The sequence below is a fragment of the Stenotrophomonas sp. FR010 genome (assembly GCF_047520755.2).
Lineage (GTDB): Bacteria > Pseudomonadota > Gammaproteobacteria > Xanthomonadales > Xanthomonadaceae > Stenotrophomonas > Stenotrophomonas sepilia.
Window position 1 is genome coordinate 1 of record NZ_JAXBQT020000017.1, and the last position, 19,787, is coordinate 19,787.

A 19,787-nucleotide genomic window follows, 5' to 3' on the forward strand; every position below is an offset into this window, starting at 1 on the left:
GGCGCTACCGGATACGCGTGGGTAGCGCCGGGCCATGCCCGGCGGCCGCTCTTCAATCCCAGGCTGGGGCGATGCCTTCCGGGTTGGCCAGGCGATGGCCGCGGTCGAGCTTGGCGATCTGTGCCATGTCTTCGTCGGTCAGGCGGATCGCTGCCGCTTCCAGGTTGCTGGCCAGGTTGTCGCGCCTGGTCGAGGACGGAATGACCGAGAAGCCCTGCTGCAGCGCCCAGGCCAGCGCGACCTGCGCCGGCGTGGCCTGGTGGCGGCCGGCGATGGCCTGGATCACCGGATCCTTGATTACCTCACCATAGGCCAGGCTCATGTAGGCGGTGATGTGGATGCCGTTGTCCTGCAGGAATTTCACCAGCAGGCGGTTCTGCAGGTACGGGTGGATCTCGATCTGGTTGGTGGCGATGGCGCCGGCACCCAGGATGCCGATCGCCTTGCGGGTCTGCGCGATGGTGAAGTTGGAGATGCCGATCTCCTTCGTCAGGCCCTGTGCCTTGGCCTCGGCCAGTGCGGTCAGGTACTCCTCCATCGGCACGTCGACCTTGCCGTTCGGCGACGGCCAGTGGATCAGCGTCAGGTCCACATGATCGGTACGCAGCTTTTCCAGACTGGTACGCAGGCTGGCCAGCAGCGCTTCGCGCTTGAACTCGGTGATCCAGATCTTGGTGGTCAGGTAGATCTCATCGCGCGGCACGCCGGAATCGGCGATGGCCTGACCGACTTCGGCTTCGTTGCCGTAGATCTGCGCGGTATCGATGGCGCGGTAGCCGACCTCCAGCGCGTTGCGCACGGAATCGATCACGGTCTGGTCTTTGAGGCGGAAAGTGCCGAGACCGAAGGCGGGGACTGTCATGAGGGGCTCCAGCAGTGGGGGAGGGAGACGGGAATATTCACGAAAGGGTAGGCCAGCGGCCGTGTGCATGCCGGCAACGGTGCATTGCACTGCCGTGTACGACCACAGGCCGTAATGAGTGCGGAACGTTGGTCCGCACTGTTCATGCCGCCACCCATGTAGCGTTGGACGCTGCCGGCCAGCGGCCGGCACTACCCCAGTCCGCGCTCCACGGTGGTGCCGGCCGCTGGCCGGCAACCGGATCCCTCAGGCCGCGCGCGCCAACGCGTCCTTCGCTGTCGCCGTGGCCGACAGATCGAACACATCGACCGCATCGATCAACCGGTTCGCCTGCTGTTCCAAGCTGCGCGCCGCGGCGCTGGCTTCTTCCACCAGCGCGGCGTTCTGCTGGGTGGTGCCGTCCATCTGGATCACCGTCTGGCTGACCTGTTCGATGCCCGCGCTCTGTTCCTGCGAGGCTGCAGAGATCTCGGCCATGATGTCGGTCACGCGCTGCACCGAGGCGACGATCTCGGCCATGGTGTCGCCGGCCTCGCGCACGCGCTGCGCACCCTCACCGACCTGTTCCACCGACGCCTCGATCAGCGACTTGATCTCCTTTGCCGCCGCCGCAGAGCGCTGTGCCAGCGTGCGCACTTCGCTGGCAACCACCGCGAATCCGCGGCCCTGCTCACCGGCGCGTGCCGCTTCCACCGCGGCGTTCAGCGCCAGGATGTTGGTCTGGAACGCGATGCCATCGATCACGCTGATGATGTCGGCGATCTGCCGCGACGACGTTTCGATCGCACCCATGGTCGCCACCACCTGCCCGACCACGCTGCCACCGTGTGAGGCGACACCCTGTGCACCGATCGCCAGCTGGTTGGCCTGGCGCGCGTGTTCGGCGTTCTGGCGCACGGTGGAGGTCAGCTCTTCCATGGATGCCGCAGTCTCTTCCAGATTGGCGGCCTGCTGCTCGGTGCGGCGCGACAGGTCATTGTTGCCGGCGGCGATCTCCGCGGCGGCGGTGTGGATGTTGCCGGAGGCGTGCTTGATGTCGGTGACGATAGTCGCCAGCTGCGTGGCGGTGGTATTGGCATCGCCGGCGATACGCGCGAACACACCCTGGAAATCACCGTGCATGCGTGCACCGAGGCGGCCATCGGCGATCGCGCGCAGCATCGTCGAGACTTCGCCGAGGTTCAGTTCTGTGGTCTGCATCAGGCGGTTCAGGCCATCGACCATCGCGCGGAAGTCATGCTCGAAGCGCGCGCTGTCGCCGCGCTGGCTGAAGTCACCGGCGGCCGCCGCTTCGGCCAGGCGGCGGATTTCGCCGTTGATCGCCCCGAGGTTGTGCTTGACCGCATCCAGCGCTTCGGTGATCACTGCCTTCTCGCCGGGCAGGCGTTCCATGTCCTGGCTGAGGTCGCCGACGGCGTAGCGGCCCATGATCGAGATCGCGCGCATCTTCACCCGGATGTGCGCGTCGACCAGCGTGTTGCAGTCGGCCACCATGGTGCCGAACGCGCCGGGGAAGGCAGCGGCGTCCATGCGATGGCTGATGGTGCCGGCCTCGTGCGCCTGGGCCATCGCGGCCTGCGCATCCAGCACGCCGCGCAGCGTGGACTGCAACGCCTGCATCGCCTGGGCGAGGCGTCCGATCTCGTCGCGGCTGCGCACCTGTACCACGTGCTGCAGGTCGCCGGCAGCCACTGCGCGTGCAGCGGCTTCCACCGCCAGTACCGGCTGCACCACGGCGCGCCGCAGCCACCAGGACAGGCCGATCAGCAACAGCACGGCGGCCAGCACCGTCAGTGACGCGCACAGCAGCAGGGTCTGCCGCGCCTGCTGCGAACGTGCCGCCAGCGCCGCTTCGGCCACCTGCGTGGCATGCCTGCTCAATGCATCCAGTGCGGTCGCCACCGCGCGATCCTTGCCGCGCACGAGGGTGTCGCCGACGGCGGGATCGTAGCCGGCCGCGGCAAATGCCTGCAGCGCCGCGTGATAGTCCTGCTGCAGCTGCGCGTGCAGGCCGATGAACGCCTGCGCCAGTTCACGCGTGCGCGCGTCCGGGCTGGTCACCAGGCCCTTGGCCAGCCGTTCGACCAGGCGGCCTTCGTTGTCGAAGGCGTCCAGATGGCGCTGACGCAACGCGTCGTCGTGACCACGCAGCAGCACGTTCTTCCATTCCTGCACCTGGCCGCGGAACTCACGCTGCAGGCGTTCGGCGTCGCGGCTGTGCGCGACTTCGGGTGGAACCTCGGTGGACAACTTGAACCAGGCGGAGGCCAGGCCAGCCAGCGCGCACAGCAGGACCACGGCCAAGCCAACAGAAACCGCGCCGAGCAGCTTGGACTGCAGGCGCGGAGCACGGACAGACGCATTCATCGGGAAGCACTCTCGGGAAGGGGCAATGCGGTATCGACTCGCCAAGCTCCCGCTGAAGTGCGACGAACATAACATTAGCGTTTCGTTTAGTGATGTGAAGAAAGTGTTTCATAGGACAAATGTGTCCATATGGAACGAATACGGACCCTGGACAGAGGATATAAATGTAACTAATGTGGTTACATGAAATCCGCGAACCTGCTCTCCGACGCCCTGCACGTGATGGCGCACCTGGTCGGCCAGGACGGCCCGCGCACCTCCGAGCAGCTGGCGTCCTGCCTGCCGACCCATCCGGTGGTGATCCGCCGCCTGCTGGCGCAGCTGCACAGGGCGGGCCTGGTTCGCAGCGCCCGTGGCCATGGCGGTGGCAGCCAACTGGCCCGTGATGCCACAGCCATCACCCTGCATGACGTCTACCTGGCGGTGGGCGCACCGTCGCTGGTACAGGTCGGCACCCGCGATTCCGGCGGCGGCTGCCCGATCCAGCAGCTGGTCAACAGCGCTTTGCTGGAGGGTGCACGCGAAGCACAGCGCCTGCTCGAACAGCGCCTGCGGGCGACCACGCTGGACCAGCTCGGCGCCGACTTCGCCCGCCATCTCGCCCATCACCGTTCCCTGGAAGGTCACCATGAATCCTGATGTGCTCATCGTCGGCGGCAGCTATGCCGGCATTGCTGCGGGCCTGATCCTGGCCCGTGCCCGCCGCCCGGTCACCGTCATCGACGCCGGTTTGCCGCGCAATCGTTTCGCTAGCCATTCGCACGGGGTGCTGGGGCTGGATGGCATCAGCGGTGCCGAGCTGCTGAAGGCCGCGCGCCAGCAGCTGCTGGACTACCCCAGCGTGCGCTGGGTGCATGCCGAGGCCGTGCAGGCCAACGCCAGCGCAGAGGCCGTGGAAGTACGTACCGCCGATGGCCAGGTGCTGGCCGCGCGCAAGCTGCTGCTGGCCAGCGGCATCGCCGACCAGCTGCCGGAGCTGCCCGGGCTGGCCGAGCGCTGGGGCAGCACCGTGCTGCACTGCCCCTATTGCCACGGTTACGAAGTGGGCGGTGGCGCCATCGGGCTGCTTGGCGGGCATCCGATGTCCGCCAGCAAGGCGCCGCTGTTTGCCGACTGGGGCAATGTCACGTTCTTCAGCCAGGGCCTGCCGATCACCGATGAGGAACGGGCTGCCATGCAGCAGCGTGGCGTGCGGATCGAGACGTCGCCGGTGCTGGGCGTGCAGGGCGACCAGCCGACCTGGCTGGAAGTGGAGCTGGCCGATGGCCGCCGCATCGCCCAGCGTGCGCTGTTCGTGCCGGCCACCCAGGTGATGGCCACGCCGCTGGTGCAGCAGCTGGGCTGCACATTGGCCGAGAGCCCGCTGGGCGAGCTCATCGAGGTCGACATGATGAAGCAGACCTCGGTGCCTAACGTGTACGCCGCAGGCGATGCGACCACGGTCGGCAACATCACCCTGGCCATGGCCGAAGGCGTGCGCGCGGGCATCGGCGTGCACCACGCGCTGGTGGCCGAAGACAGCAGTGCGCGCTGAACGTTGCACAGGTAGAGGCCGACCTTGGCAGGCGCCGTTCCCTCCACGCATGGCGTGGATCTACCGCAGGGCGGTCGAGCATGATTGATGCGCGGTGGGTGCCGGCCTTGGCCGGCACCGCCCCATTTACCCCTTCACGCACAACACCTGGCGCAGGGTGTGCACCACGTCGACCAGGTCCAGCTGCGCGGCCATCACATCGTCGATCGACTTGTACGCGGCCGGTGATTCGTCCAGCACGCCGCTGTCCTTGCGGCATTCCACATGCGCGGTGGCCTCGCGGTGCTGGGCCAGCGTGATCTGCTGGCGCGCGGCGCCACGGCTCATCACCCGGCCGGCACCGTGGCTGCAGCTGTGGAAACTGTCCGCGTTGCCCTTGCCACGCACGATGTAGCTGCGCGTGCCCATGCTGCCGGGAATGATGCCCAGCTCACCCTCGCGGGCACTGACGGCCCCCTTGCGCGTCACCAGCAGCTCCTGCCCGTGGTGCGTTTCCTTCTGCACGTAGTTGTGGTGGCAGTTCACTGCCATCGCCGCCAGCTGGAACTTCGGCAGCCGGTGGCGCATCTCGGCCAGCACGCGCGACATCATCGCCTCGCGGTTCTGCCGGGCGTAGTCCTGCGCCCACGACACGGCTTCGACGTAGTCATCGAACAGCGGCTCGCCTTCCATGAAGAACGCCAGGTCCTTGTCCGGCAGGTGGAAGCCGAGCACGCGCCGGGCCAGTTCCTCGCGCGCCTTCTCGATGAAGTAGGTACCGATCAGGTTGCCGGTGCCGCGCGACCCGCTGTGCAGCATCACCCACACCGTGTCGGTCTCGTCCAGGCACAGTTCGATGAAGTGGTTGCCACCACCCAGCGTCCCGAGCTGGCGGTCGAGCTTGTCGGTACGGATCCTGCGGTGCCTGTCCTTGATCTTCTCCAGGCCGGCGGCCAGCCCGGACTGCACCAGCCGGGTATGGATGCTGTCGGGCATGCGCTGATGCTCGCCGCCGCGCCCGTTGCCGACCGGGATGCTGCGCTCGATGCTGTTGCGCAGCTGCCGCAGGTCATCGGGCAGGTCGTTGGCGCGCAGCGTGGTGCGCACGGCCGCCATGCCGCAGCCGATGTCGACGCCGACCGCCGCCGGGATGATTGCACCGCGGGTCGGGATCACCGAGCCGACGGTCGCGCCCTTGCCCAGGTGCACGTCCGGCATCACCGCCACCCACGGCCCGACGAACGGGATCGCGGCGATGTTGCGCAGCTGCTCATGCGCCTGCGCCTCCAGTGGCACGCCGTTGACCCAGCCCTTGATCGGCGTGCTGCCCTCGGCATGCAGCCATTGATAATTGTGTTGAGTGTCCATGTCTTCGTGTATGTCCTTGATGGGCCGGCGGCGCGTCCCTGCGCCACCGCGACCCCCTACCTGATCGTCACCAGCTGCTTCAGCACGCCGTCCAGGCCGCCGAACACGGTGAGCGTGTCGATCTTCTCGGTGACCTTCTCCAGCGCCTCCAGCTCCTTCAAGCGCATCAGCACCGGGTTGTCCTCGATCAGCTTTGCGGTGTTGAGCTGCGAACGGGTGGCATTGGCCTCCTCGCGGCGGCGGATCACGCTGGCCTGGGCCTGCTTCTCGGCCAGCACCACGCCGTTGAGGATCTCCTTCACCTCGCCCGGCAGGATCACGTCCTTGATGCCCACGCCAAGCAGACGTACACCGTGGCCCTCGATCGCCGCCTGCACATGGGCGGCGATCTCACCGTCCAGTGCTGCCTTGTCGCCCAGCAGCTCGTCCAGGCTGCGCGCGGCAATCGCCTGGCGCAGGCCGAACTGCAGCTGCCGGTAGACAAACTCATCGGCATTGCTGAGCGTGCGGTGTGCCCGCACTGGGTCGACCACCTGCACGGTCGCGGCCAGGTTCACCCGCAGGGTCACCTTGTCGCGGCTGAGCAGCTCCTGGCCGGACACGTCCAGCGACCGCGCACGCAGCTCCACACGCTCCACCGACACGTTGCCGTTGAAGTTCCAGAACGCGTGCAGGCCGGCGTCCAGCGTCTGCCGCAGCGTGCCATCGATGAACAGCAGGCCCACCGACTCGCTCGGCACGCTGCTGATCACCGCCACACGCGGCAGCACGCCCAGCTGGCCCAGGCGCTGCTGCACGTCCGCCGGAATGCGCGGCTCGTCACCCAGCGCCATCACGCGCACCTGGGTGTCGACCGAACCGCGCCAGTACAGGCGACGGCTGCCCGGCGGCAGCACTTCATCGATGCGGCCATTGCGCAGCAACAGGCCAACTTCGCTGGCGCCGACGTTGGCCAGCACGAAGTGCGTCTCCAACTGCGCGCCCAGTGCTTCGATCAGGCTGTCCTGGTCGCTGCCGGTGTAGGCCGCGCCCTTCGATGCGGTGTGGATGTCCACCTGCGGGCGGCCGCCGAACGGCGACAGGCGGTGCACGCCCGGCAGCAGGATCTGCTGGAAACGACGGTTGCGATACACCAGGCCGCGCTCGCCGTCGCCGATCACGACCTTGATGGTCCAGAACATGGGAGTCTCTCCTTGTATGGCTCTGGTGGTTCGACCCGTTGCGGATGAATCGCCATGACCCGGGTCGATCGGGTCGTGGCGAGGCCGCCTGCACACCACGTGCAGGCAGCGGAAGAGGGCGGCCATCGGCGGACGGTCCGCGCGCGGAGCCTTCGGTGCACCGGCAGTGCTGCCATCGTCGTTCCCGGCAGGCAGCACCGGGGCGGAACGTGGCTGGCAGTGACGGCGGGCCGAGGCCCGGCGTGCGGTCCGTTGCCTTCCACGCCCCCGCCCGAAGGCAGTGACCGTGGACGGCGACGATGGCCGCTGGGGCTTGCGCCCCGGGTGTTGCTTCAAGTCATGACGTGACAGGTCATGTGGTTGGAGTGGGAGTCGAACCCACGACAGACGGAATCAGGATCCGTTGCTCTACCCGACTGAGCTATCCAGTGGTGAACCGCGCGGAATCGAACCGCGTACCGGCGAACCGGCGCCTGCCTCCAGCAGGCGATCCAGGCGATGGCTTGTCCGCGACCTCCGGCATACGCCACGGCAACGCCGCGCGCACCAGCCCGTGGTGGAAACGGGACCGTTGGAGAATCGAGGGTGCAGGCCACCGACATTATCGGCGAGCGATAATGTTTGGCTGCGATGCAGATAATGTCCAGGCGTTGCCGTGCACGCGGAGAAAATCCTCCGGCGCGGCAGAAAAACCTGGATCAGTGAGCGGCGGGTTGCCGCGCGGGGTGCAGTTCTGGCATCGCGGGTCCTTGTGCCGACGCAAACGAAAACGCCCCCGGGACTTGCGTTCCGAGGGCGTCGTCAGGCCTCGGAGATCGGGGTGGCCGATCTCCGCAGGGCGGGTATCAGGCCGTTGTCAGCTGGTCTTCCTTGCCGAACGCGCGCGCCAGCACGTCCATGCGCAGGCATGGCAGCAGTTTGGCGATGGCGACGGAATGCGCGTTCAAGGGAAGTTTCCAGTGGGTGTTGAAACGAGGTGCGCACGATAAACCACGATTTAGTCGCGTGCAACCATTTTGTTGAATTATTTTCTTCGATGTACGTGTCATGCCGGCCAGCGGCCGGCACAACCGGATCTCATGATTCGGCGCTGGCGGCATCCAGCTGCGCGACATCCTGCACGCTCAGCGATACGTTGGCTGCGGCCAGCAGGTCGTGCAGCTGTTCGACGCTGGTAGCGCTGACGATCGGCGCGGTGATCGACGGCCGCGCGATCTGCCAGGCCAGTGCGATCTGCGCAGCGCTGGCGCTGTGCTTGCTGGCTACGTCATCCAGCGCCTGCAGGATGCGCAGGCCGCGCGGGTTCAGATAGCGCTTCACCACCGTCTCGCCACGTGCCGGGCTCTTGGCTGCATCGGCCGGCGTGCGGTACTTGCCACTGAGGAAGCCACTGGCCAGCGCGTAGTAGCCGATCACGCCGATCTGCTCGCGCTGCACCAGCGGTTCCAGTTCCTTTTCGTAGCCGGCGCGGTCATACAGGTTGTACTCCGGCTGCAGGGTTTCGTAACGCGGCAACTTGTAGTCGGTGGACACCTTCAGCGCATCGGCCAGGCGCGTGGTGCTGTAGTTGGAAGCACCGATCGCACGCACCTTGCCGGCCTCGATCAGGCGGCCGAACGCGGCCAGCGTGGCTTCCAGCGGCGTCGACTCGTCATCCTCGTGGGCCTGGTACAGATCGATCACGTCGGTCTGCAGCCGGCGCAGCGAATCCTCGACCGCCGCATTGATGTTGTCCGGGGTCAGGCCGGGGCGTTCGGCCCACTTGGCCACCTTGGTCGCCAGCACCACCTTGTCGCGCTTGCCGCTGCGGGCGAACCACTTGCCGATCAGCGTTTCCGATTCCCCGCCCGAATTGCCCGGCACCCAGGCCGAGTAAACGTCGGCGGTGTCGACCAGGTTGAAGCCGGCATCGACGAAGGCATCAAGCAGGGCGAAGCTGGCCTTCTCATCGGCGCTCCAGCCGAACACGTTGCCACCGAAGGCGAGCGGACGTACATGCAGGCCGGAACGGCCCAGTTCGCGGGTTGCCGTCATGGGCACGGACTCCTTGGGGGAAGTGTTCCAGAATAGAACGCGATGTGTGACCGTGCTGCGGCGACGACCACAAAACAGTGTTCCGCGACGCGCACGCCGCTAACGTTTTGTGAACACCTGGGACGCTGCGACTGCTAGTCTCGCCGCATCTTCCGCTGGAGTCCTCCCGATGATGCCTGCTTCGTCCCTGCGTGGTTGCCGACTGCTGCTTGCTTCGGCCCTGCTTGCTGCTGTTCCCGCGTTCGCCGCACCGGCCACGGTGGCACCGGCGAAGATCGAGGTCTTGCCGGCCATCGACGCGGCGGTAAAGGCGCCCACCCGCGATGCCAACAACGTCAAGCGCGATGGCTTCCGCCATCCGGCGCAGACGCTGTCGTTCTTCAAGGTAGCGCCGGAAAAGACCGTCATTGAGATCACCCCCGGCAACGGATGGTATTCGGAAATCCTGGCGCCGCTGCTGCATGACAAGGGCCACTACGTCGCTGCGGTGGTCGATCCGATGGCGGTGCCCGAAGGCCGTGGCCGTGACTACCAGCAGCGCAGCCGCGACAGCCTGGAAAAGAAGTACGCCGGTGCACCCGCGCAGTTCGGCAAGACCGCCGTGGTCGCCTACGATCCGGCCAAGCCGGTGTTCGGCCCGGCCAATTCAGCCGACGTGGTGCTGACCTTCCGCAACGTGCACAACTGGCGCAAGGCCGGCCAGGCGCAGGGCATGTTCCAGGGCTTCTTCAACGTGCTCAAGCCGGGTGGCGTGCTGGGCGTGGTCGAGCATCGCGCCAAGACCGACGTGGCCGACGACGATGACACCGGCTATGTCGGCCAGCAGCAGGTGATCGCGATGGCCGAGGCCGCCGGTTTCAAGCTGGACGCGCGCAGCGAGGTCAACGCCAACCCGCGCGACACCAAGGACCACCCCAACGGCGTGTGGACGCTGCCCCCGACCAACCAGCACGACAAGGCCGATGATGCGAAGTACCAGGCGATCGGCGAAAGCGATCGCATGACCCTGCGTTTCATCAAGCCGTAAGGGCACGTCGCATGCCGTGCGCGCGTTGACGTTGTGGAGCCGGGCCCTTGCTCGGCTCCACAGGGACGTGGTGCGTGGCGCGGCGTGGGACAATGGCGTACCCGCCGCCTGCCGTGCCCGCAATGCTGATCGCCTTCAACAAGCCCTTCAACGTGCTCTGCCAGTTCACCGACCGCAGCGTGCCGCCGCGGCCGACCCTGGCCGGGTTCGGCCTGCCGCCGCGCGTGTATGCCGCCGGCCGCCTGGACCATGACAGCGAGGGCCTGCTGCTGCTGACCGACAACGGCACGCTGGCGCACAAGCTCACCGACCCCAGGCACAAGGCCGACAAGACCTACTGGGTGCAGGTGGAAGGCACGCCCAGTGACGAGCAGCTGCAACAGCTGCGCGACGGCGTGGTACTCAACGATGGGCCGACCCTGCCGGCGAAGATCGAGCGCCTCGATCCAGCACCGTTGCTGTGGACGCGCGATCCGCCGGTACGCTTCCGCAAGACCGTGCCGGACAGCTGGTTGGCGATCACGATCCGCGAAGGCCGCAACCGCCAGGTGCGGCGGATGACGGCGGCAGTGAACCTGCCAACGCTGCGGCTGGTGCGGGTGGCAATGGGGCCCTACCGGCTGGACGACCTGCAGCCGGGGCAGTGGCGGCAGATCGGTTGAAACAGAAAGGGCCGGATACCTCGCGGCATCCGGCCCTCATGGAGTGCCTTGGGGTCAGAGCCCTTCCTGTGGAAGGGATCCGATCCCGGCAGGCTCAGGCGTCGCTGCCGATATCGCTGTGCTCGTCCACGACGGTGTCGTTGCGGCGGTCACGCGCGCTGATGCGCTGCGCCTGCCCATTCACCACATGGCCATTGGCAGCCTTCTTCTTCTGCTGCTTGCGGTACAGCGCATAGCCGAGCAGGCCGACACCCACCGCAGCAGCGGCCACGGCCACGGCCGGATTGCGGCGCACGAACTTGGTGGCGACCTTGCCGCCGGTCTTCACTGCGCCGAGGGCGGCGCCGGTCTTGATCCAATCCGCGTTGCGCAGGCTGCCACCGGCGCTCTTCAGGCCATCGCCAGCGGTGTGGGCCAGCTCCAGGGCGCGCTCCAGAGCGCGGTCGGTGATTACGGTCAGCTTGCTCATGCGGGGGTCCTTTGCCTCGGGTCGAAGTCCAGTGTCGCGCGTTGCCCGTAAACGGTATGTCAGTCGGGGACGCACGTGGTGTGACTCTACCGCAGCCATTCAGGATCAGGCAGGGTCCCAAACCGGTAGCCGGCCGCTGGCCGGCGGTGCCGGAGCACCCTGTGGAATGCATTGCCGGCCAGCGGCCGGCACTACCCGTCAGGTCCCACGCGGCTTGGCCCGGTGCGTGGCTGTCGCGGTCCACGGATCGTCCGGCCACGGATGGCGCGGGTAGCGCCCCTTCATTTCCTTTTTCACTTCGGCGTAGGTGCTTTCCCAGAAGTTGCGCAGGTCCTGGGTGACCTGCAGCGGGCGGCCGCCGGGGGAGAGCAGGTGCAGGGTCAGCGGCACGCGGCCATCGGCGATGCGCGGCGTGTCGGCCAGGCCGAACAGTTCCTGCAGTTTCACCGCCAGCACCGGCGGCAGCGGATCACCACTCTCGCTGTCCAACGCGTAGGTGATCGGCCGCTCCAGCCCGGACGGCACCGTGATGCGGGTCGGCGCATGACGCTCGACCAGCTGCCGTTGTGACCATTCCAGCGGCGACTTCAGTGCCTCGCCGAAACTGGCCTCATCCAGCGCGTCCAGGCGGCTCTTGCCGGCGAACGCGGGTTGCAGCCACTGCGTGAGATTGGCCAGCAGGGCCGCGTCGCTGCAGTCGGGCAGGTCCAGCTCCGGCATCCAGCGCCGCAGTGACTCGACCCGCGCCTGCCACTGGCGCAGGCCCTCGGTCCACGGCAGCGCCTGCAGACCGAGCTCGGCCACCGCGTCGGTCAGTGCCTGCGCGGCGTGCTGCGGATCGACCCGGCCGGCCGAGCGGCTGTCCAGCACGATGCGGTCGAAACGGGTCTCGCGCAGCGCCACCAGGGCGCGTCGTTCGCTGTCCCAGCGCACCACGTCTTCAGTGACGAAGCGCTCCGGCCACGCCTTGCGCAGCCGATCCTCGTCTACCGGCGCGGCGCGCAGCAGCAGTGCATCGCGCGCCTCGAAGCGCAGTTCGCTGGCCACCAGCCACGGCTCACCGCGCAGGTCGCTCAGCTCGTGCAGGCGCGCGCTGCGGCCATTGGCCAGCAGGTAGCGCAGAGGATCGCTGGGATGCTGGAAGCCAATCCGGTCAGGGAAGGCATGAGCGAGCAGGTCGCCCAGCTCATGGGCCTCGATGCTGGCCGGCGGCGTGGCTTCGCAGCGCAGGCGGCGACGCCACTGCTTGGCGGCGGCATCGATCGCGGCCAGCCCGCTGCGGTTGGCATCGCCCGGTGTGCGGCCATTGCGGAACGCGGCCAGTGCGCGCCAGCGGGCCGCCAGCGCGTCGCCGCCCTGGCGCAACGGGTCGCGCGCCTCCAGCAGCGCGGCCAGGTCGGCAGCCAGCGCCTGGGCGCGGGCATCGGGCGCTGCCAGCAGCATCGCCGCCATCCGTGGATGCGTGCCCAGCGCCAGCACACGCCGGCCCAGTTCGGTGATCGCGCCACTGCTGGACAGGGCGCCGAGCCGCTGCAGCAGTTCGCGCGCGGCACCCATCGGGCCGGCCGGTGGCGGATCGAGGAAGCGCAGATCGCTGCTGCCCCAGGCCGCCAGCTCCAGTGCCAGTCCGGCCAGTTCCACCTGGTCGATCTCGGCGCGGCGCTGCGGTTCCAGCCGCTGCGACTGTGGCCACAGCCGCCAGGCCACGCCCTCCGCGACGCGGCCGGCGCGGCCCGCGCGCTGGTCGGCCGATGCCTGCGCGATGGCCACCACGTCCAGCCGGGTGAAACCACTGTTGGGGTCGTAGCGCGGTTCGCGTGCCTGGCCGCTGTCGATCACCACGCGCACGCCGGGCAACGTCACCGACGACTCGGCGACGTTGGTCGCCAGCACCACGCGCCGGCGGCCATCGCTGGCCACCTGAAGTACGCGCGCCTGTTGTTCCACCGGCAGTTCACCGTGCAGCGCCAGGACCTCGACATCGCCATTGAGCGATTCCTGCAGGCCCGCCTGCACCCGCGCGATCTCGCGCTGGCCGGGCAGGAACACCAGCAGGTCACCGGGGTGCTCGGCCAGGGCCTGCTGCACCGCGCGGCGCACCTGCAGTTCCAGCGCCTCATCGCGGCGCGCCGGGAAATGGCTGATCGCCACCGGGTAGCTGCGGCCCTCGCTGCTCAGCCGCGGCGCATCGAGAAAACGTGCCAGCCGCTCGCCGTCCAGCGTGGCCGACATCACCACCAGGCGCAGGTCATCGCGCAGCTGCGCCTGCACATCCAGCGCCAGCGCCAGGCCGAGGTCGCCGCTGAGATGGCGCTCGTGGAATTCGTCGAACAGGATCGCACCGACCTCTTCCAGCATCGGGTCGTCCTGCAGCACGCGGGTCAGGATGCCTTCGGTGACGACCTCGATGCGCGTGCGCGCCGAAACCTTGTTTTCGAAGCGGATGCGGTAGCCGACCGTGCCACCGACCTCCTCGCCCAGCTGCCGCGCCATGAACAGCGCGGCGCTGCGGGCTGCGACCCGCCGTGGTTCCAGCAGGATGATCTTGCGGCCCTGCAGCCACGGTGCGTCGAGCAGTGCCAGTGGCACCTGGGTGGTCTTGCCGGCACCGGGCGGGGCCTCCAGCACCAGTCGCTGATGCGCGGCCAGATGTTGCTGGATCTGCGGCAGCAGCGGGGAAATCGGGAAGAGCGGGGCGTTCATGTGCAAAGGATAAGGGGGCACGGCGGGCGCAGGTACAATGCGCGGGCACTTTTCCCCCGCGATGACCATGCACCTGATCGATATCGGCGCCAACCTGACCCACGACTCCTTCGACCGCGACCGCGATGCCGTGCTGGACCGCGCGCGCCAGGCCGGCGTGGTGCAGATGGTCATCACCGGCGCCAGCCGCGAGCACTCGCCGCTGGCGTTGCAGCTGGCCCAGCAGCACCCCGGCTTCCTGTACGCCACCGCCGGCGTGCACCCGCACCACGCGGTGGAATACACCGAGGAATGCGATGCCGAGATGCGCGCGCTGCACGCGCATCCGGAAGTGGTGGCGGTGGGGGAGTGCGGGCTGGACTACTTCCGTGACTTCTCGCCGCGCCCGGCCCAGCACCGCGCGTTCGAGCGCCAGCTGCAGCTGGGGGCAGACAACGGCAAGCCACTGTTCCTGCACCAGCGTGATGCGCATGCCGACTTCATGGCACAGATGAAGAACTTCGAAGGTCGCATCGGTCCGGCGGTGGTGCATTGCTTCACCGGCGAACGCGGTGAGCTGTTCGATTACCTGGACCAGGATTGGTACATCGGCATCACCGGCTGGCTGTGCGACGAGCGCCGTGGCGCGCACCTGCGCGAACTGGTGAAGAACATCCCGGCCAACCGCCTGATGATCGAGACCGACGCGCCGTACCTGCTGCCGCGCACGCTGAAGCCGATGCCGAAGGACCGGCGCAACGAGCCGATGTTCCTGTCGCACATCGTGGAAGAGCTGGCACGTGACCGTGGCGAGGACGTTGCGGTGACCGCGGCCAATGCCACGGCGGCCGCCCGCGCGTTCTTCCGCCTGCCCGACGCGGGTTGATCCGTAGAGCCGAGCCCATGCTCGGCTTATCGCGCGCAGCGCGAAAGACGCAAAGAGCAGCCGAGCATGGGCTCGGCTCTACAAAGCGCTGTCCGGTAGCGCCGGGCCATGCCCGGCGAGCGAAGCGGCAAGGTCCGTCAGGCCTTCACGGTAACTCGGGAAGCGCGGCTGCCACCCCAGCGCTTCACGCGTGCCACGGCTGTCGATGCGCTTGTTGCTCTCGTAGAAGCGCCGCAGCGTCGGGCTCAGTACCGCGTCATCCCAGGCCACGGCGGGCGGCAGCGCAAACCCGCCCAGCTTCGCGGCGAAGGCCAGCACATCCTGCGGCGGCGCCGGTTCGTCGTCGCTGGGCAGGTAGAGACCCTGCCGGGCCGGGCGCCGCATTGCGGCGATGATGACGGTTGCCAGGTCATCCACGTGCAGTCGGTTGAACACCTGGCCCGGGCGAACCACGTGGCGCGCACGCCCCTGCGCCAACTGCACCAGCGCATTGCGACCCGGCCCGTACAGGCCGGGCAGGCGGAATACCGCCGAGGCGATGCCGCGTTGTCCGGCCAGTGCGCGCCACTGGGCTTCCGCGAGCAGGCGCTGCACGCCAGCCGCTTCAGTGGCGTCGGCCGCGCTGCGCTCGTCGATCCAACCGCCGGCGCGGTCGGCATACACCGAGGTCGACGACAGATAGCCGACCCAGCGCAATGCCGGGCTGGCCTGCAGCGCGGGCAGCAGCAGGCGCAGTGCCGGGTCGCCCTCCGCGTCGGGCGGCACGCTGCACAGCACGGCATCGGCCTGCGCGATCACATCGAGCAGGGCAGGCGACGGTGGCGTGTCGGCGTGCAGCTGATGCCGTGGCAGGCCATCGTCCGGCGCGAACGAGGGATCGCGCACCGTGCCGGCCACGCCTATGCCGTGCGCCTGCAGCTGCGCGGCCAGCACGCGTCCGCTCCAGCCCAGCCCGAGAATCAGTACCCGCGCGGGCAATGGGCTGGCCTGCAAGGCGGGACTCACGCGACCCGCAGTGCCTGGTAGGCCTGCAGACTGCTGTAGGCAACCTGCAGCAGCAGGGCTTCCTGATCAGCCCTGCGCGCACGCACCAGCATGTCGCCAACAATCTGTTCGGCCTCCACCTGCTGGCCGGCCTCCAGATCACGCAGCATCGAAGCCTTCAACGCCGAGCCGGCCTGGGTCAGCGTGCCGCGCGCAGTGTCCTGCGCTGCCTCCGGAACCGGTTCACCGGCGGCTTCGGCGACGGCCAGGCACTCGTCGTAAAGGCCACGTACGATGGCCTCGCCATCATCGGTGGCGACGATGGTGCCGATATCCGCACGCAGCAGGCAGGTGGCTGCGGCCAGCGCGGTCAGGAAGGTGTACTTGATCCACTGTTCCTGGCCGATACGTTCGCTGGCAAGGTGATCAAGGTTGGCCTTCGCGCAGACCGCAGCCAAGGCGCGCACGCGCGCGGAGATCGCGCCGCCGTCGCGCTCGCCGAAGGTGAGCTTGGCCGGCTTGCCCAGATGCAGCACCGCGCCATCGGGCGCCTTGGTGGCGCTGATGAAGCACAGGCCGCCGAGCACCGCGTCGCGGCCAAAGCGCATATCCAGTGCGTTGTAGTGGTGCAGACCGTTGAGGATCGGCAGCACGGTGGTGTTCGCTCCGACTGCCGGGGCGATGGCATCGATCGAACTGTCCAGGTCGTAGGCCTTGCAGCTGAGGATGACCAGATCGAAGGGCTTCTGCGCGGCCAGTGCGGGCAGTGCATCAGCAGTGACGTGCTGAACCGGGAAACGCGCATCACCCAGTGGGCTGCGGATGACCAGGCCATCATGGTCCAGCTGCGCGGCGCGCGCGGGGCGCACGAGGAAGGTCACGTCCACGCCGGCCTGGGCCAGGCGGCCACCGAAGTAACCGCCGGTACCGCCGGCGCCGAGGATCAGGATGCGCATTGCACGTTCACCGTTTTCTGGGGGGAATCAGAACTGCGATTGTGCCGGAGATTGCAGGCAAAAAAGAGCCGAGCATAGGCTCGGCTCTACAGACTGCTGCATCCACGCATGGCGTGGATCTGGTGTTGCCGGCCAGCGGCCGGCACTACCACGCAGGTCTCAGCTGCGCATGCCCACACCACGGCGCAGCAGCCACAGGGCCAGCGCCGTCAGCACCACCACGAAACCGATCATCAGGCCGTAGGCCACCGGCAGCGGTACATCGCTGCTACCCAGCAGGCCATAGCGGAACGCGTTGACCATGTAGAAGATCGGGTTCGCGTGCGTGGCCGCTTCGGCCCAGCCCGGCAGCAGCTTCACCGAATAGAACACGCCACCCAGGTAGGTCAGCGGGGTCAGGATGAAGGTCGGCACGATCGCCACGTCATCGAACTTCTTCGCATACACCGCATTGATGAATCCGGCCAGCGAGAAGATCGTCGCGCCGAGGATCACCGTGGTCAGCATCACGATCGGATGCGGGATTCGCACCGGGGTGAAGAACATCGCGATGATCAGCACGATCACGCCGACCATCAGGCCGCGCAGCACGGCACCGGCCACGTAGCCCCACAGGATCACCCAGTTCGGCATCGGGCTGACCAGCAGTTCTTCGACGTGGCGGCCGAACTTGGCACCGAAGAACGAGGAACTGATGTTGCCGTAGCTGTTCTGGATCACGCTCATCATCACCAGGCCCGGCACGATGAACTGCATGTAGCTGTAACCGCCCATGTCACCCACGCGCGACCCGATCAGGTTGCCGAAGATCAGGAAGTACAGGGTCATGGTGATCGCAGGCGGCACCAGGGTCTGGCCCCAGATGCGCATGATGCGGGCGACTTCGCGGCGCACGATGGTCATCAGCGCGATGCGGTTGCGCTGGCCGTCGGTCAGCTCGGTGGTGCTCATGCAGGCTTCTCCATGTTGCCGGTGAGGCGCACGAACAGCTCCTCCAGGCGGTTGCTCTTGGTACGCATCGAACGCACGCGGATACCCGCCTCGTTCAGCGTGGCGAACACGCGGTTGAGGTCCATCGCGCGTGGCATGTCGATGTCCAGCGTGTGCGGATCCGGCGCGGTCAGCGTCGCGCCCTCGATCACCGGCAGCTGTGCCGGCAGGTCACCGTCGATGTCCAGCAGGAAGCCTTCCACGTCCAGCTTGGCCAGCAGGGTGCGCATCGGCCCCTGCTCGACGATCTGGCCATGGTTGATGATCGCCAGGTGGCGGCACAGGTACTCGGCCTCTTCCAGGTAGTGGGTGGTGAGGATGATCGTGGTGCCGGCACCGTTGATCTCCTTCAGCACGCGCCACATGTCGCGGCGGATCTCGATGTCCACGCCGGCGGTGGGTTCGTCCAGGATCAGCAGCCGCGGGCGGGTCATCATCGCGCGGGCGATCATCAGCCGGCGCTTCATGCCGCCGGACAGCGTGCGGCTCATCACCTGCGCCTTTTCCCACAGGTGCGCGCGCTTCAGTTCTTCCTCGGCGCGCTGCTCGGCTTCCTCGCGCGGCACGCCGTAGAAACCGGCGTAGTTCACCAGGATGTCGAAGGGCTTCTCGAACAGGTTGAAGTTGATTTCCTGCGGCACCAGGCCGATCAGGCGCATGGTGGCGCTGCGGTTGCGCACCAGGTCGCTGCCGAACACTTCCACCTGGCCCTCGCTGAGGTTGACCAGGGAGCTGATGATGCCGATCAGGGTCGACTTGCCGGCCCCGTTGGGGCCGAGCAGGGCGAAGAAGTCGCCCGGGGCCACTTCCAGGGAAACGCCCTTCAGGGCCTGGGTGCCGTTGTCATAGGTCTTGCGCAGGTCGCGCACGCGCAGGGCGGGCGCCGTATCGTTCTGGGATGCCAAGCTCGAAGCCTTCGCGCCCATGGGCTGGCGCTGGAGAGGGGCGGGGAGGGGCTATTATAGAAGACCCCGAGGGCTTGCCCCGGCTACACACTGTCCCGAAAAGTCGTGCCTGTTCAATTCCCCCTCAAGCTGGTCGGCTGCCGCATGCTGGCCCCGACCGTCGGCCATTACCAGTTCGTGCGTGACGATGGGCAGCCGCTGGATTTCCAGCCCGGCCAGTTCATCCAGGTCCATTTCAGCTACGCCGACGGCACCGAAACCAAGCGCAGCTACTCGCTGGCGACCATCCACGACCATGCGCTGGGCCCGGGCGAGGCGGTGGACATCGCGGTCAGTTTCGTGCCCGGTGGCGCCGCCACGGCCCTGTTCGAGGCACTGGAGCAGGGCAGCCAGATCAGTGCGTCCGGCCCCTATGGCCGGTTCTGCCTGAATCCCGGTGACCACAACGCCCGTTACCTGCTGATCGCCACCGGTACCGGCGTTACCCCGTACCGCTCGATGCTGCCGCTGCTGGAGAAGGCCATGGCCGAACGCGGCGTGCAGATCGTGCTGCTGCAGGGCGCGCGCAGCCCGGGCGAGCTGCTGTACAGCGAAGATTTCTACAGCTTCGCCGAAAAACACGCGAACTTCCGCTATGTTCCGTGCCTGTCGCGTGAACTCCCGGCTGATCCGCACCCGGACGTACAGCACGGCTACGTGCAGCAGGCGCTGGCCGGCTTCACGCCGGACCCGGCCACCGACATCGCCTACCTGTGCGGCAACCCGGACATGGTCGATGCCTGCGCCGAGCTGCTGAAGGCCGCCGGCCTGGGCAACCCGCAGATCCGCCGCGAGAAGTACGTAAGTTCAACCCCTTCAAAGGCTTAAGTGGCCTATTGACCTTGGCGAACAGCGGGCGTAC

General features: G+C 67.6%; 17 protein-coding genes and 1 tRNA gene. 6 read left to right on the forward strand and 12 right to left on the reverse strand.

Annotated elements, in window-relative coordinates; translation table 11 throughout:
- Positions 1–52 precede the first annotated feature (52 nt).
- Both dkgB and ACM0PK_RS15565 read right to left on the reverse strand, forming a co-directional pair.
- Complete coding sequence (gene dkgB, locus ACM0PK_RS15560) at positions 53–862, reverse strand: 2,5-didehydrogluconate reductase DkgB (RefSeq protein ID WP_262220233.1); 810 nt, start codon at positions 860–862, stop codon at positions 53–55.
- A 246-nt stretch (positions 863–1,108) separates the two neighbouring features.
- Positions 1,109–3,229 carry a methyl-accepting chemotaxis protein gene (locus tag ACM0PK_RS15565; RefSeq protein WP_072168048.1) on the reverse strand — a complete coding sequence of 707 codons (2,121 nt, stop codon included), beginning with the start codon at positions 3,227–3,229 and terminating at the stop codon, positions 1,109–1,111.
- A 183-nt stretch (positions 3,230–3,412) separates the two neighbouring features.
- Between ACM0PK_RS15565 and ACM0PK_RS15570 the strand changes: the two genes are divergently transcribed.
- A complete protein-coding gene (locus tag ACM0PK_RS15570; protein ID WP_414607049.1) occupies positions 3,413–3,868 on the forward strand; it encodes an Rrf2 family transcriptional regulator in 456 nt (151 codons plus the stop codon).
- Complete coding sequence (locus ACM0PK_RS15575; RefSeq protein WP_414607048.1) at positions 3,858–4,763, forward strand: NAD(P)/FAD-dependent oxidoreductase; 906 nt, start codon at positions 3,858–3,860, stop codon at positions 4,761–4,763. Before ACM0PK_RS15570 ends, ACM0PK_RS15575 begins: the two co-directional genes overlap by 11 nt.
- A 126-nt stretch (positions 4,764–4,889) precedes the next feature.
- Here the strand turns inward: ACM0PK_RS15575 and ACM0PK_RS15580 are convergent, their stop codons facing one another.
- From ACM0PK_RS15580 to ACM0PK_RS15595, 4 genes are all read right to left on the reverse strand, one after another.
- Positions 4,890–6,110, reverse strand: a complete 1,221-nt coding sequence (locus tag ACM0PK_RS15580) for an RtcB family protein (protein ID WP_005420260.1) — start codon at positions 6,108–6,110, stop codon at positions 4,890–4,892.
- 56 nt (positions 6,111–6,166) lie between these two features.
- Positions 6,167–7,291, reverse strand: coding sequence for a slipin family protein (locus ACM0PK_RS15585; protein ID WP_414607047.1), 1,125 nt, complete (start codon positions 7,289–7,291; stop codon positions 6,167–6,169).
- A 357-nt stretch (positions 7,292–7,648) separates the two neighbouring features.
- Positions 7,649–7,719, reverse strand: a tRNA-Gln gene (locus ACM0PK_RS15590).
- A 649-nt stretch (positions 7,720–8,368) separates the two neighbouring features.
- The gene (locus ACM0PK_RS15595) at positions 8,369–9,325 is read right to left on the reverse strand and encodes an aldo/keto reductase (RefSeq protein ID WP_414607046.1); all 957 of its coding nucleotides are present in this window, start codon (positions 9,323–9,325) and stop codon (positions 8,369–8,371) included.
- A 169-nt stretch (positions 9,326–9,494) separates the two neighbouring features.
- On the opposite strand from ACM0PK_RS15595, the gene ACM0PK_RS15600 reads away from it, so the two are divergent.
- A complete protein-coding gene (locus tag ACM0PK_RS15600; RefSeq protein WP_061478983.1) occupies positions 9,495–10,352 on the forward strand; it encodes a class I SAM-dependent methyltransferase in 858 nt (285 codons plus the stop codon).
- Between the two features lie 122 nt (positions 10,353–10,474).
- Entirely contained in the window at positions 10,475–11,014 is a 540-nt protein-coding gene (locus tag ACM0PK_RS15605) for a pseudouridine synthase (protein WP_188241484.1), read from the forward strand.
- Positions 11,015–11,108: 94 nt separating this feature from the next.
- Here ACM0PK_RS15605 and ACM0PK_RS15610 read toward each other — a convergent pair whose 3' ends face one another.
- On the reverse strand, positions 11,109–11,483 hold the full coding sequence (locus ACM0PK_RS15610) for a hypothetical protein (protein ID WP_061478985.1): 375 nt from the start codon (positions 11,481–11,483) through the stop codon (positions 11,109–11,111).
- A 198-nt stretch (positions 11,484–11,681) separates the two neighbouring features.
- Positions 11,682–14,186 (reverse strand): ATP-dependent helicase HrpB, encoded by a 2,505-nt coding sequence (hrpB, locus tag ACM0PK_RS15615; RefSeq protein WP_414607045.1) that lies wholly within the window; start codon positions 14,184–14,186, stop codon positions 11,682–11,684.
- A gap of 67 nt (positions 14,187–14,253) precedes the next feature.
- Here hrpB and ACM0PK_RS15620 point away from each other — a divergent pair, with 67 nt between their 5' ends.
- A complete protein-coding gene (locus ACM0PK_RS15620; RefSeq protein ID WP_111201119.1) occupies positions 14,254–15,051 on the forward strand; it encodes a TatD family hydrolase in 798 nt (265 codons plus the stop codon).
- 78 nt (positions 15,052–15,129) lie between these two features.
- Here ACM0PK_RS15620 and ACM0PK_RS15625 read toward each other — a convergent pair whose 3' ends face one another.
- The 4 genes from ACM0PK_RS15625 to ACM0PK_RS15640 form a co-directional block, all read right to left on the reverse strand.
- Positions 15,130–16,056 carry an NAD-dependent epimerase/dehydratase family protein gene (locus ACM0PK_RS15625; RefSeq protein WP_414607044.1) on the reverse strand — a complete coding sequence of 309 codons (927 nt, stop codon included), beginning with the start codon at positions 16,054–16,056 and terminating at the stop codon, positions 15,130–15,132.
- Positions 16,053–16,991 carry a 2-dehydropantoate 2-reductase gene (panE, locus tag ACM0PK_RS15630; protein ID WP_061478988.1) on the reverse strand — a complete coding sequence of 313 codons (939 nt, stop codon included), beginning with the start codon at positions 16,989–16,991 and terminating at the stop codon, positions 16,053–16,055. Before panE ends, ACM0PK_RS15625 begins: the two co-directional genes overlap by 4 nt.
- A gap of 159 nt (positions 16,992–17,150) precedes the next feature.
- Positions 17,151–17,942 (reverse strand): ABC transporter permease, encoded by a 792-nt coding sequence (locus tag ACM0PK_RS15635; protein WP_414607043.1) that lies wholly within the window; start codon positions 17,940–17,942, stop codon positions 17,151–17,153.
- Entirely contained in the window at positions 17,939–18,907 is a 969-nt protein-coding gene (locus ACM0PK_RS15640; protein WP_072168040.1) for an ABC transporter ATP-binding protein, read from the reverse strand. The genes ACM0PK_RS15635 and ACM0PK_RS15640 overlap by 4 nt, the downstream gene beginning before the upstream one ends.
- 84 nt (positions 18,908–18,991) lie before the next feature.
- Here ACM0PK_RS15640 and ACM0PK_RS15645 point away from each other — a divergent pair, with 84 nt between their 5' ends.
- Positions 18,992–19,753, forward strand: a complete 762-nt coding sequence (locus tag ACM0PK_RS15645; protein WP_414607042.1) for a ferredoxin--NADP reductase — start codon at positions 18,992–18,994, stop codon at positions 19,751–19,753.
- Positions 19,754–19,787: the final 34 nt, after the last annotated feature.

Bases quoted from the DNA above. Each gene is read 5' to 3' on its own strand.
- dkgB (WP_262220233.1), bottom strand. From the start codon at position 862: ATGACAGTCCCCGCCTTCGGTCTCGGCACTTTCCGCCTCAAAGACCAG.
- ACM0PK_RS15565 (WP_072168048.1), bottom strand. From the start codon at position 3,229: ATGAATGCGTCTGTCCGTGCTCCGCGCCTGCAGTCCAAGCTGCTCGGC.
- ACM0PK_RS15570 (WP_414607049.1), top strand. From the start codon at position 3,413: ATGAAATCCGCGAACCTGCTCTCCGACGCCCTGCACGTGATGGCGCAC.
- ACM0PK_RS15575 (WP_414607048.1), top strand. From the start codon at position 3,858: ATGAATCCTGATGTGCTCATCGTCGGCGGCAGCTATGCCGGCATTGCT.
- ACM0PK_RS15580 (WP_005420260.1), bottom strand. From the start codon at position 6,110: ATGGACACTCAACACAATTATCAATGGCTGCATGCCGAGGGCAGCACG.
- ACM0PK_RS15585 (WP_414607047.1), bottom strand. From the start codon at position 7,291: ATGTTCTGGACCATCAAGGTCGTGATCGGCGACGGCGAGCGCGGCCTG.
- ACM0PK_RS15595 (WP_414607046.1), bottom strand. From the start codon at position 9,325: ATGACGGCAACCCGCGAACTGGGCCGTTCCGGCCTGCATGTACGTCCG.
- ACM0PK_RS15600 (WP_061478983.1), top strand. From the start codon at position 9,495: ATGATGCCTGCTTCGTCCCTGCGTGGTTGCCGACTGCTGCTTGCTTCG.
- ACM0PK_RS15605 (WP_188241484.1), top strand. From the start codon at position 10,475: ATGCTGATCGCCTTCAACAAGCCCTTCAACGTGCTCTGCCAGTTCACC.
- ACM0PK_RS15610 (WP_061478985.1), bottom strand. From the start codon at position 11,483: ATGAGCAAGCTGACCGTAATCACCGACCGCGCTCTGGAGCGCGCCCTG.
- hrpB (WP_414607045.1), bottom strand. From the start codon at position 14,186: ATGAACGCCCCGCTCTTCCCGATTTCCCCGCTGCTGCCGCAGATCCAG.
- ACM0PK_RS15620 (WP_111201119.1), top strand. From the start codon at position 14,254: ATGCACCTGATCGATATCGGCGCCAACCTGACCCACGACTCCTTCGAC.
- panE (WP_061478988.1), bottom strand. From the start codon at position 16,991: ATGCGCATCCTGATCCTCGGCGCCGGCGGTACCGGCGGTTACTTCGGT.
- ACM0PK_RS15635 (WP_414607043.1), bottom strand. From the start codon at position 17,942: ATGAGCACCACCGAGCTGACCGACGGCCAGCGCAACCGCATCGCGCTG.
- ACM0PK_RS15640 (WP_072168040.1), bottom strand. From the start codon at position 18,907: ATGGGCGCGAAGGCTTCGAGCTTGGCATCCCAGAACGATACGGCGCCC.